This window comes from Myxococcus vastator (genome assembly GCF_010894475.1).
GTDB classification, from domain to species: Bacteria; Myxococcota; Myxococcia; order Myxococcales; family Myxococcaceae; genus Myxococcus; species Myxococcus vastator.
Genome location: NZ_JAAIYB010000249.1, coordinates 1 through 12,170, shown reverse-complemented (window position 1 = coordinate 12,170; position 12,170 = coordinate 1). Strand labels below are relative to the sequence as shown.

Genomic DNA, 12,170 nt, shown 5'->3' with positions numbered 1-12,170 from the left:
CTCCGCGCCCGTCCCCGACACCCAGCCTCGGCTGCGCGCGGCGGTGCGCGCGTATGACGACCATGTGCTGGCACGCCTGGCCGCGGAGCCCCACCTGGAGGCCGTCTCCGCCGCCCTCGCACGGCTGCCCGAGGCGCTCCGTCCGCGGGGTGTCGCCTTCCTCGTGGCGCGTGTCCTGACCCACATGGGCTTCACCACGGGGAGCCCGGTGAGTCCCGCCCTGGCCCGGCGCGTCCTGGAGCGCCCACCCGCGGAGCTGCTCCAGGCGGGCTACACGGCCCTGCGCGAATCAGGAACCCGCACCGCGCTGGACCGGCTCACGGAAGGCTACGAAGCCCTGGCGAGCGCGGCCCGGCGCGCCCATGCCCTGCTCGGCGACGCGGAGTCCTTCACGCTGGAGAACCTGGAGCACCTTCAGGGCAAGGCGCAGCGGCTGGCCCTGGAGCAGGCAGTGGAGGCCGCGGAGGCCCTGTCGCGAACCCTGCCGCCCAAGCTGCGCGCCCGCCCGGTGAGCACCGCGCCGCTCCCCATGGCGATGGAGGACGAGGCCGCCTTCCCACAAGGTGGCTTCTCCTCCGTGTCCAACGTGGGCAGCCTGGAGAACCTCGTCACCTCCGAGCTGGTCTACATGGAGGACGAGCCCGACCTCGACCTCTTCGACGTGCGCTACGTGGAGGGCGAGCTCCTCTACTACACGCGCGACGAGAGCATCTCCGTCCGCCGCCGGCGCGTCATCACCTTCGTCCTGCCGCCGAGCCTCGTGGATGCGCGCGTGAAGGACGCGGGGGTCCGCTGGCAGCGCGTCGTGGTTTCCATGGGCCTGCTGCTCTGCCTCGTGCGGCGGCTCTCCCTCTGGCTGGGCAGCGAGGAACTCCTCTTCCGCGCCGTCTTCCTGCGCGCCCCTGACGGCTCGGCGCCCCTGGAGGCCGAGCGCGGCCTCTGCGAGCTGCTGCTGCGCGAGTGGCGGGCCCGAGGAACGGCGGAGGTCCTCACCGCCGCCTCGCTGGACGAGGTCCTGACGGATGCGGAGGCGCGTGCGAAGCGCGCGCGGGTGGACCTGGTGCTCATCGACGCAAGCAGTCAAGTCGAGGAGGCGTTGCACCCCAGCGCCCCCCGCGTCGAGCGGCATGTGCTCGACCTCAGCGGCCCCTCCCCGCGCGTGCTGGATTCTCGAAATCCGGAGTCACCGATGAGCGCCGATCTCCCCCGCGCGCATTGGGAGGCCTGGACGGGGGTAACGCTTGAGCTTGCGCAAGGGCTTCTCTAGCGTCCGTCCCACAACGCGCCCCACCTGGCGCAACGGACGAAGGACGAGCCATGGCGCGGTACGAGTTCAAGGAAGGCAGCTCCAGCAAGTTCTGGGAAATCAACCTCTCCGGCACCAGCTTCACCGCGCGGTGGGGCCGCATCGGCACCGACGGCCAGGAGAAGACCCAGACCTTCGGCTCTCCCGAAGAGGCCCAGAAGGAGCACGACAAGCTCGTCCGCGAGAAGGAGAAGAAGGGCTACGTCCTCGCGGGCAAGGACGAGGACGACGACTCCGACGGCGGTGGCGGTGAAGAGCCCGCCTCCAACCCGGAGCTGGAGGCCGCCATCCTCAAGGACCCGGACAACGTGGACGCGTACCTCGTCTACAGCGACTGGCTCCAGGGCCAGGGTGACCCGCGCGGCGAGCTCATCGCCATCCAGCACGCGGCCGCTCAGGCCAGCGGCACGGAGGCCAGCGACCTGAAGCGCAAGGCCACCGCGCACATCAAGAAGTACCAGACGCTGCTGCTCGGCGAGCTGGCGGCCGGAGTGAAGTCGGAGGAGCTGTCCCTGGAGTGGCACCTGGGCTTCATCCGCTCCGCGCGCGTGGGCAAGAAGGATTACGACTCTGACTTCGACGTCGCCGAGGCGCTCGGGACGCTGCTCAAGCATCCCTCCGCGCGCTTCATCCGCGGCCTCACGCTGGGCATGGCGGACTTCGAGGAGAACGACTACAGCACGGCCGTCGAAGCCATCGTCCAGGCCGGCGGCTCGAAGACGATTGAGGAGCTGTTCATCGGCGACTTCGAGTACCCGGACGACACCGAGATCTCCTGGACGCACCTGCACGACCTCTCCGGCCTCCTCAAGCTGCTGTCCGGCCTGCGCAAGCTGCGGCTGCGCGGCGGCGACCTGGCGCTGGGCGACGTGGACCTGCCCGAGCTGCGTGAGTTCACCGTGGAGACGGGCGGCTTGCCCCTGGCGGCCATCAAGTCCATCGCCAGCGCGAAGTGGCCGAAGCTGGAGCGCCTGGAAGTGTGGTTCGGCAGTGACAACTACGGCGCGGAGGGCGGCGTGGAGGACATCCAGCCCATCCTCGACGGCAAGGGTCTGCCGAACCTCAAGCAACTGGGCCTGCGCAACTCCGAGTTCACGGACGCCCTCGCCCAGGTGCTGCCCACCGCGAAGGTGCTGAAGCAGTTGGAGAAGCTGGACCTGTCCATGGGCATCCTGTCGCACGAGGGCGCGCAAGCCCTGGCGGACAACGCGGCGGCCTTCGCCCACCTCAAGCAGTTGGACGTCACGGAGAACACGCTGACGGCGGAGGCGCAGTCCCTGCTGTCCAAGGCGCTCCCCAACGTCACGGTGGGCAACCAGCGCGACTACGAAGAGGACTACCGCTACTCCGCGGTGGGCGAGTAACCCCGTCCGTCGAGCTGCCACTCCAGGGGGACACACCATGCCGCGCTTCGAATACACGGAAGGCACTTCGAGCAGGTTCTGGGAAATCGAACGGAAGGGCGCCGTCATCACCACCCGGTGGGGACGCCTCGGCACGGAGGGACAGGTGAAGGCCCAGGCGCTCAAGACGCCCTACGAGGCGATGACGGCGTACCAGAAGCAGGTCCTGGAGAAGACGAAGAAGGGCTACACACGCGTCAGGCCGAAGGACACGGCGCCCGTGCCCAAGACGAACCCGGAGCTGGAGGCCGCCATCCTCCAGGCTCCGGACACTGACGACGGCTACCTCGTCTACGCCGACTGGCTCCAGGGCCAGGGCGACCCGCGCGGGGAGCTGATTGCCTTGCAGCACGCGCAGCGCCAGGCCCAGGGCGCGGAGGCCACCCGCCTCAAGCGCAAGGCTGCGGCCCTTTACAAGGAGCACCAGGGGACGCTCCTGGGCGCGAGCCTCATGTCGATGCTCGGCGAGAAGTCCCTGACCCTGGCATGGCACCTGGGCTTCATCCGCGGCGCGCGGGTGGCGGCCTCCGACTTCGACGCAGACCCGGACTTCGACATCGTCGAGGTGCTGACGATGCTGCTCCGTCACCCCTCGGGCAGGTTCCTCCAGGAGCTGACGCTCGGCTTGCCGGACCGCGATGGCGACCCCGGGTACAACGAAGTCGTCAAGGTCCTGACGAAGTGGGCGCCGACGACGCTGAAGACGCTGTTCATCGGTGACTTCGTCTTCCCGGATGAGGCCGAGCTTTCCTGGGTCCCCCTGGGGAACCTCGCCCCCCTGCTCAAGGCCCTGCCCCAGCTCACCTCCCTGCGCCTGCGCGGCGGAGACGCACGCCTGGGGACGCTGGACCTCCCCGAGCTGCGGCGCTTCATCTTGGAGTCGGCCGCACTCCCGCGGACGGCGGTGCAAGCCATCGCCAGCGCGAAGTGGCCGAAGCTGGAGCACCTGGAGGTCTGGTTCGGCGGCGACGAGCACGGCGACCGGGGACGCGCCAGCGACGTCCAGCCCATCCTGGACGCCGCCGGCCTGCCGAGGCTGAAGCACCTGGGGTTGAGCAACGCGGGGTTGTCCGAGGACCTCGCGCCCCTGCTGACGAAGTCGAAGGTGCTGCGGCAGTTGGAGTCGCTGGACTTGTCGAACGGCACGCTGAGGGACTCCGACGCGGCGGTCCTGGCGGCGAGCGCGGCGGCGTTCAAGCACCTCAAGAAGCTGGACGTGTCGCGGAACCTGCTCACGCGCAAGGGCGTGAAGCTGCTGGCCAACCTGTGTCCCGCCGTGGCGACGGGGAGCCAGCGCGATGAGTTCGACGACGAGGAAGGCCTCCGCTACGCGGCGGTGGGCGAGTAGTCCGGCATGAAACGCGCGCCGCCGTTCATCCTCATCGGCAACGCGGAGAACCGGCGCGTCACGCTGTTCCAGGAGGCCCTGTCCCACCAGGGGCTCCCGCCCGCGCACGTCGTGCCCTGGCGCGAGCTGCTGACGACGCCGGGGCTGCTGGCGGACCTGCCGGACTCGGAGGCGTTGGTCCGCATCGACTCCACGGGGGAGAGCTGGGACGTGGAGAAGGCCCTGCTCAAGCGGGGCTACGCGGACGCGGTGGGCCACGGCTGCTCCATCCTGACGCCGGAGCAGGTGGACCGCCTGCCCGTGGACCACGGCCGGATTCTCAGCCCCCGGCAACACCACCTGGGCTTCCTGCGCGTCCTGGCGGAGTTGGAGGCCATCTTCACGGCGCATCCGCGCTGGTGCGTCCTCCAGAAGCCCGCCGCCATCGCGGACCTGTTCGACAAGCGCATCACCTCCCGCCGCTACGCCGCCCTGGGCGTGCCGGTTCCGGAGCCGCTGGACGGCGTCACGGACGTGGAATCGCTCCGGGAGCGGATGGAGGCGGAGGACTGCCGCGAGGTGTACGTGAAGGTGTCGTGCGGGTCCTCCGCGTCATGCCTCGCCATCTACAGGAGGGGGCGCTCGGCGGACGCGTTGACCACCACCATCGAGGTGGCGAAGACGGGTTGGTACAACTCGCTGAAGGTCCGCCGCGTCGAGGCTCCAGCGCAGGTGAATGAACTCCTCACGTATCTGCTGGGCGAAGGCGCACAGGTGGAGCGCTCGATTCCCAAGGCGCGGCTGGGCGGCGACTACTTCGACTGCCGGGTGCTGATGGTCCGGGGCGAGCCGGCCTTCACGGTGGTGCGGCAGAGCATGCGGCCCATCACCAACCTGCACCTGGGTGGCTGGCGCGGGGATTTGGACGACTTCCACGCGGCGGTGCCCGGAAACGAGCTCGCGGACGCAATGGAGAGCTGCCGCACGGTGGCGCGCGCGCATGACTGCCTGCACGTGGGCATCGACCTCATGTACGAGGAGCACTTCACCGGGCACCGGGTGCTGGAGGCCAACGCCTTCGGAGACCTGCTCCCCAACCTCCGCCGTGACGGGCTCACCGTCTACGAGTGGGAGATTCGCGAAGCCCTGCGTCAGTTTCCGTGACGTTCGCCCCTCACGCGACTCGTCGTCGCGCAGCAACTCGGCCAGCGCGCGATGGGCATGGAGCTTGAGGAACGTTGCTGCGAGGCCGCGGCCCGCCGGCAGGAGCAGGCGCTACGCGAGGGGCAGGACCAGGTCGCGTGACGCATCCGGCGGGGCGGCTGTCCTCGGCTGCCCCGCCGGGGATGCGGCATGGCCCGGCGGCGACTACTCCTGCACCGCGAGGATGCGCCAGCCGTTTACATCAACCGCGTAGGTGGCGCCTCCCTCCAGGGTGGGCGCCGTGGCGATGTCGCATGCATCCGGGTTCGGGATGATGCTGACGAGCACGACGCCCGGCGAGGCGGGGGCCGCGGCGACCATGTAGGACTCGCGGCGGTTGAGGCACTCGTAGAGCGGCGTGGCATCTCTGGGCAGCTTCCGGTCCCATGGAAGGTAGTCCTCCATGGCGAGTTGGATAGCGCGCAGGGTGGCGCCGTTGATGACCTGCCGTCCCTCAGTCGGAAACGCGAGCGGGATTTCGACGGCGGCAGCCTCTTCCGACGGGGCGTGGACCGGGCGCGGCGGCTTCTGGAATAGGGCGCATGCCGGGAGGATGCAGAGAAGGGATAACAGAACGCGCTTCATGGGGCCCACCTCTCAGCACGTCGTTGGCCGAACGCTTACGCCCTTCCACAAGGGAGTCGCCGGGACGCGCTCCAGGATGCCAGAGCCAAACACGCGGTCCAGCTCCAGGTACTCCAGGTGCACGTACCCGATATGACAACCGCAGGTCTGCTTCGCGCACGGCCGGGGCCTCAACGCTGAATCGAAGTCCGGCGCGTAGATGTTGCCAATCGGCTCGTCGATGAAGTGACACCGCCGCGCCGTGCCCTCACCATCCACGGAGATGACCGACTCCCCGCCCCGGCACGCGCGGCCCAGGCTCGGGTGGCGTGTGTTGTTCACCGGGAAGAGCGGATCCAGACGCGTAAACCGCGCCACGTCCTCCGCCGAGTAGGGCTCCTCCTGCCCGTCCTTCACCGCGTTGATCCACAAGTAGGTGTCCGCGGGCAGCTCGGCGCGAAGGGTCTCCGCCTCTTCCGTGAAGCGCAGGAACCCCACCACGCCCACGCTGTGCCGCACCCCCAGCTCCGTCAGCTTCGCGCACTGGGCCACGAAGCGGTGCCGCTTCGTCCACTCCGGATGGTACGTGGCCCAGATGCCCAGCTTGTCCGCGCGCGCCTGGGCCACCCAGTCCAGCTTGCAGGACAGGTTCGTCTGAATGGCCAACCGCTCCACATGCGGCAGGTGTGACAATCGCGCCAGCGCCTCCTGGTACCAGGGCCAGATGAGCGCCTCGCCCCATGGCGTGAAGAACACCGACACCGTGTCCTGCGTGCGCGCCTCCACCCACGCGACGAAGCGCTCAAGGTCCGCGCGGTCCTTAGCCAGCTCTTCGTCCGTGTGCTTCCACTTGCCGAAAGGACAGTACTCGCAGCCGTAGTTGCAGCTCGACAGCGGGCCTCGGTAGAGCACGGTGAGCTTCATCGCCAGGCGTACTCCTTCATCATCGCCTGCACCTGCTCGGAGTGCAGCCAGGGCCCAATCAGGTCGGAGCGCTCCACGCCCTCAGCGGTGAGCTGCACCACCCCACCGTTCTTCCGTGCCAGCCCGTGCGCCTCCAGCTCCTCCAGCTCCGGAAAGTCCTCCAGCGCGTCGGTGCAGAAGCGCTGCCGGTAGACGGCCAGGTCCACGCCGTCCGCCAACAGGGACAACAGCATGTAGCGCCGCCGCCGCTCCTCGGAGTCCAGTCGGAAGCCGTAAGCCACCTCACCGAAGGACGCCTCGGTCCGCTCGCTGTACGACGAGATGATGGAGCGCACCTCGCGCGAGCCCACCGCGTACTCAGACGAGTAATGCACCTGTCCCGTGTATGAGCGAGCCCCGCAGCCCAGCCCCACCATGCCGTCCTCCTGGCAGCGATACACCGGACCGCCCGCGTCCGGCGCATGGCGCGCGCGGAACATCCGCATGGAGACCTGCGTGTAGCCCTCCGACAGGAGGAAGTCGCGGCCCACGCGGTACAACGACAGGCGCAGGTCGTCCCACGCCCGCGCCTTCTTGCCCAGGAAGGTCAGCGGCCGGACGTAGAGCGGGTAGAGATAAATCTCCTCCGGCGAGTAACGGAGCGCCGTGCGCAGCGAGTAGAGGAAGCTCTCCTCCGTCTGCCCCTCCATGCCGTAGATGAGGTCCAGGTTCAGCGTGGGGAAGCCCGTGGAGCGGATGAGCTCCAACGCGGCCTCCACCTGCGCCGTCTTCTGGGGGCGCTTCACCGCGGCCACCTCCGCCTCGATGAAACTCTGGATGCCCATGCTCACCCGGTCTGTGCCGCGCGAGCGCAGCACCTGGAGCTTCTGCGCGTCCACCGTCTCCGGCGACACCTCCACGGACACGGGGATGTTCTTCATGTCCGCGCCCATGACGCCCTCGGCCAGGTCGAACACGGTGTTCAACCCCGCCACGTCCAGCAGCGTCGGCGTGCCACCGCCAATGGCGGCCCGGGCAAAGCTCGCCGCCCCCAGCGCCGCCTTCACCCGCTTCGTCTCGCGCACCAGGGCGCCCAGGAACCCGTCCACCACGTCCTGCTTCGGCCCGGCGGCGGTGAAGAGGTTGCAGAAGCCGCAGCGCATCTCGCAGAAGGGCACGTGGAGGTAGAGGAACAGTGCGTCGCGCCGCTCCTCCGCCCAGACGGACTCCAGCGGGAGCGCGGGGGTGAAGGGCCGGTAGGCCGTCTTGTGTGGGTAGCCGTAGAGGTACGCCACATAGGGCGACCCTTCGAGCATCTGCTCCAGACGCGTCATGGTGCGGTTTCTCGAGGTAGCAGGAATTCAGCGTAGGGCACCGTCCACACCACGGGGTGGGCCAGGCGATGGCCAGTGAAGCCGTCCTCGCCGTAGGTGGTGCCATGGTCCGAGCAGACGATGCAGAAGGCGGGCCCCCGGCGCCGCAGGGCCGCGAACAACGGAGGGAGCCGCGAGTCCACGTACTCCAAGGCCGCGGCGTGGGACTCGCGTGAGTCCTGGGTGGCGCCGGGCACGTAGTGCCGGTTCGGCTGGTGCAGCGCCGACACGTTGATGAAGAGGAAGACGCGCTGCTCACGCGGCAGCGCCTCCAGCCGCTGGACGGCCAGCGCTACCTGGTGCTCGGTGGAGCGAGCGTCCGTCACGCCCAGCTCGGAGCGCCAGTGACTCTCCGCGAAGAGGCCGGGGAGCACGTTGCCCAGCGGATTGCGCTTGTTGAAGAAGCCCACGCCGCCAATGCAAACGGTGTGATACCCGCGGCCCGCCAGCCCGGTGACGAGGTCCGGCGCGTCCAGCACACAGGTGTTGGAGGCCGTCGTCTCGCTGCCCTCGAAGCGCATCGAGAACAGCCGGGGATGCGGCCCCGGCGTGGCGGGCGTGGGCAGGAAGCCCGCGAAGAAGGCGTGGTGCGCCGCGTACGTGAAGCTCGCGGGAGAGTGCCGCTGCTCCCACCGGCCTCCGGGCAGCAGCGCGGAGAGGTTCGGCGTGCGCCCCTGGGCCGCGAGCGCCTCGGCGACGTCGAAGCGCAGCGTGTCCAGGGTGATGAAGAGCAGGTCGTGCGAGCCGACCACGGCGTTCATGTCCATCGCGTGAGCACTCCGGCGATGTCGTCGATGCGCGAAGGGATGCACTCCACCGTGAACATGGGCGGCGGCAGCGCGGAGGGCCACGGCCGGCCGTGAGACACCCAGCAGGTGGCCAGCCCCAGCCGCGCGGCGCCCACGACGTCCCGCTCCGGGTCGTCGCCCACGTGCAGCACCTCTTCTGGAGAACGTCCGACGTGGGCCAGCGCGGCCTCGAAGATGCGGGCATCCGGCTTCGCCGCGCCCACCTCGCCGGAGAGGAAGACCTCCGGCAGCACCTCCGCGAGCCCCGCGCGGGCCAGCTTCGTGCGCTGCACCCGCGCCGAGCCATTGGACACCACCACCACCGGCCGGCAGCGGGCCACGGAGGCCACCCAATCACAGACGCCCGCGTCCGCCTGGACGAGCTGAGGCAGGCGCGTCGCCATGTCCTCCCAGAGCGCGTCGGGCGTGAGGCCCAGGCAGGGGAACGCCTCCGTCACCTGCTGACAGAACGCACTCCGGGACGCGCCCCCACGCCCATCCACCGCGTGCATCCAGGCCACGGCGTCGGCACGCCGAGCCGCGGGGAGCAACGACAGGTAGCGGGAGACGAGCGAGTCCACGTAGCGCGTGAAGGCGCCCGCGCGGTCAATCAGCGTGTCATCCAAGTCAAAGAAGACGGCCCGGGGCCGCATCCGAGCGCTCCTTCCCGAAACCACGAGGATACGCCGCCCCGGCTGCGTCGAACAGCGACAACGCAGTGGAGAGGCTGCGTCCAGGCGGATTCGCCGGGCCCCTGCCCCCGTGCCTGCCTGATGGAGGCGGGAGACGCGGAGAATCCCGGCGAGGCCGCAAGCGTTCAGCGAGGCGGGTGCGCCTCGCGGTCATACGCCTCCAGCGCCCGGATGACCTCCTCCTGCGAATCCGTGAGCATGAGGTAGCGCGCGTAGTCGCAGCCCTGCGCGAGCTGGTGCAGCAGCGGGTACACGGGCCGGGTGCGCGTCCAGAACTCGGTGCCCAGGAAGATCATGGGGCTGATGACGCCCACCGAGTTGTAGTGATTCTGGCACGCATCCTGGAACACCTCCTGGATGGTGCCCGCGCTGCCGGGTGAGTAGACGATGCCGCCCTTGGCGATGGTCAGCAGACCGTCTTCCCTCACGCTGTTGGCGAAGTACTTCGCGATGTGCGTGGCGAAGGGGTTGGGCGGCTCGTGCCCGTAGTGCCACGTGGGGATGCCCAGGCTGGCGCAGTACGGCAGGTCATCCTCGCCCAAGGGAAAGGCGCGGCGAACATCGAAGGCGCGCGAGAGCCACGCGCGGTCGGTGTAGCTGGGCGCCTGCGCGAGCAGGGCCAGCCCCGCGTCCAGCTCCGCCTCCGTGCGCCGCGCGAACCACGCGCCCACGTGCGTGGCCTCCATGGCCCCCGGGCCACCGCCGCTGACCATGAAGAAGCCACGGCGTGCCAGCTCGCGCGCCAGGGAGGCCACCGCGCGGTAGTCCGGCTGGCCGCGCTTCATGGAGTGGCCCCCCATGATGGCCACCACCTTGCGCACGCCACCCGCCCCGGACAGCAGCGCCTCCATGGCCTCCGTCACCGAGTGGTCATGGAGCCGCTGCGCCAGCGTCTCCAGCAGCGTGGGAGGATTGCCGCGCCCGTTCGCCGCCCAGTGCGCGTAGATGCGCGCATCCGGCGTGTCCGCGTAGGACTCCGGCCGCGCGGGGTCAAAGCCCGCGTACAGCTCCTCCGGCGAGTACAGCGCGCCACGGTAGGGCTGATAGGGCACGCCGGAGATGGGCGGGAACACCATGGCCCCGTGCTCCACGGTGGCCTTCAGCGCGTCCTTCTCCAGCTCACAGCCCAGGAAGACGGCGCCCACGAGTTCGGCGGAGGCCAGCGCCTGCGTGTACCGCCGCAGGTCCAACCCCTGGATGACGACGTTGGCGAACCCGGCGCCCGCCGCGAGGTGCCGTTCGAAGGCCTCGATGGTCTCGATTTCAATCACGCATGAACAATTTCACGCCTCGCGGCCCTGTGGGTAGCGAGGAGTGCGGCGCGGGCCGAATGCGCGGCGTCTCGGGCCCGCCGGCCCCTGACGCTCAGCGCCGCGCCTCCAGCACCCGCAGGCACGCCTCCGCCTGCAGCAGCTCCAAGCGAGCCCCCACGGCGGAGGCATCTCTCGCCGCGAGCTGGAGCTGGCGGCCGGCCTCCTCCCATTCGCCCAGCTGCAACTGGGCCCGCCCCAGCACGCACCGGAGCAGCGATTGGAGGCGCCGGTCCTCCAGCATGGACGCCAGCTGGAGCCCGCGCAGCGCGTCTTCCTTCGCCAGCTCCGGCGCACCCGCGCGCGTGTGCAGCAGCGCCAGTCCATGGTGCGTGTAGGCCATGCCCCGGCGGTCGCCCGTGCGTGAATCCAGCTCCAGCGACAATTGGAAGAAGTGCGCCGCGCGCTCCCTGTCTCCCGCCCGCGAATACGCATCGCCCAGGTTCAGCAGCGCGGTGGAGTGCTCCCACGTGTCCCCCGAGCGCTCGCTCCAGCGCAGGACCTGGGCGTACTCGGACGCCGCGGCCTCCGGGAACCCCAGCCCGAGCTGCACGCTGCCCATGGCCCGGTGGAGCAGCGCCTCCACGCCCGCCCGCGCGGGGCCGTCTTCCTTGGCCGCCTGCAGCAACTGCGCGCGGGCCAGGACAACCCGCGCGCGCGCGTCCTCGAACCGGCCCAGCGCGGAGAGCGCCAGCGCGGACAGCGCATCCAGCGATACGGACATCAGCGGCGCCGCGGACAGACAGTCCCGGCGGCCCTCCCTGTCGAGCCCCAGCACCTCCTCATACCTGCCGAGCGCGAGCACCACCGACGCCCGCTTGAACAGACGCCGGGCCCGGTCTCCCGCGGGAGACGCCAATCCCTCATCATCCAGCTTCCGCGCCGTGTGCCACGCGGCCTCCGCTTCCACGGGCTCACCCGCCAGCCGGTGCGCGTCGCCCATGTATTCCCAGAGCCTGCGCTGCCACTCCCGCGCGGCGTCTGGATTGAGCGCATCCGCCAGGCCCAACGCGAAGCGATACACAGCCATGGCGGGCCCCGGCTCCAAGGCCGCCAGATGCCAGCCCGCCAGTGACACCAGCCAGGGCAGCGCCCGGGAGGACGCCTCGGCTGACAGCCATTGCCGTGTCAACTCCATGCAGGCGCGCTGACGCAGCGGCTCCGGAAGGGCCTCATAGGCCTCCGCGGCCCGCCGGTGCGCCGCCGGAAGCTCCGCCTCGGAGAGCGCATCGACCCCCGGGGCGGGCTCCACCGCCCACGTGTACCGGCCTCCCGCGACGGAGCGCAGCCAGCCCCCCGTC

At 69.9% G+C, this 12,170-nt stretch carries 11 protein-coding genes; 4 read left to right on the top strand and 7 right to left on the bottom strand.

Annotation, left to right across the window (positions count from 1 at the left end):
• The 4 genes from G4D87_RS22955 to G4D87_RS22940 all read left to right on the top strand — a co-directional run.
• The coding region (locus tag G4D87_RS22955; RefSeq protein ID WP_163784351.1) for a hypothetical protein at positions 1-1,267 on the top strand (1,267 nt) is incomplete at its 5' end.
• Positions 1,268-1,317: 50 nt separating this feature from the next.
• Positions 1,318-2,670: a WGR domain-containing protein gene (locus G4D87_RS22950; RefSeq protein ID WP_163784350.1), complete on the top strand. Its 1,353-nt coding sequence runs from the start codon at positions 1,318-1,320 to the stop codon at positions 2,668-2,670.
• 37 nt (positions 2,671-2,707) lie between these two features.
• On the top strand, positions 2,708-4,057 hold the full coding sequence (locus G4D87_RS22945) for a WGR domain-containing protein (protein WP_163784349.1): 1,350 nt from the start codon (positions 2,708-2,710) through the stop codon (positions 4,055-4,057).
• Between the two features lie 6 nt (positions 4,058-4,063).
• On the top strand, positions 4,064-5,200 hold the full coding sequence (locus G4D87_RS22940; RefSeq protein WP_163784348.1) for an STM4014 family protein: 1,137 nt from the start codon (positions 4,064-4,066) through the stop codon (positions 5,198-5,200).
• A 204-nt stretch (positions 5,201-5,404) separates the two neighbouring features.
• Here the strand turns inward: G4D87_RS22940 and G4D87_RS40135 are convergent, their stop codons facing one another.
• The 7 genes from G4D87_RS40135 to G4D87_RS22905 all read right to left on the bottom strand — a co-directional run.
• Complete coding sequence (locus G4D87_RS40135; RefSeq protein ID WP_338044994.1) at positions 5,405-5,644, bottom strand: hypothetical protein; 240 nt, start codon at positions 5,642-5,644, stop codon at positions 5,405-5,407.
• Between the two features lie 192 nt (positions 5,645-5,836).
• A complete protein-coding gene (locus G4D87_RS22930; protein ID WP_163784346.1) occupies positions 5,837-6,727 on the bottom strand; it encodes an STM4011 family radical SAM protein in 891 nt (296 codons plus the stop codon).
• The gene (locus tag G4D87_RS22925; RefSeq protein WP_163784345.1) at positions 6,724-8,040 is read right to left on the bottom strand and encodes an STM4012 family radical SAM protein; all 1,317 of its coding nucleotides are present in this window, start codon (positions 8,038-8,040) and stop codon (positions 6,724-6,726) included. Before G4D87_RS22925 ends, G4D87_RS22930 begins: the two co-directional genes overlap by 4 nt.
• Positions 8,037-8,846: an STM4013/SEN3800 family hydrolase gene (locus tag G4D87_RS22920; protein ID WP_205507691.1), complete on the bottom strand. Its 810-nt coding sequence runs from the start codon at positions 8,844-8,846 to the stop codon at positions 8,037-8,039. The genes G4D87_RS22925 and G4D87_RS22920 overlap by 4 nt, the downstream gene beginning before the upstream one ends.
• Positions 8,837-9,520 (bottom strand): HAD family hydrolase, encoded by a 684-nt coding sequence (locus tag G4D87_RS22915; RefSeq protein ID WP_163784343.1) that lies wholly within the window; start codon positions 9,518-9,520, stop codon positions 8,837-8,839. Before G4D87_RS22915 ends, G4D87_RS22920 begins: the two co-directional genes overlap by 10 nt.
• A 164-nt stretch (positions 9,521-9,684) precedes the next feature.
• Complete coding sequence (locus G4D87_RS22910; protein WP_163784342.1) at positions 9,685-10,830, bottom strand: LOG family protein; 1,146 nt, start codon at positions 10,828-10,830, stop codon at positions 9,685-9,687.
• Between the two features lie 94 nt (positions 10,831-10,924).
• A partial coding sequence (locus tag G4D87_RS22905; RefSeq protein ID WP_163784341.1) for a tetratricopeptide repeat protein occupies positions 10,925-12,170 on the bottom strand: 1,246 nt, incomplete at its 5' end.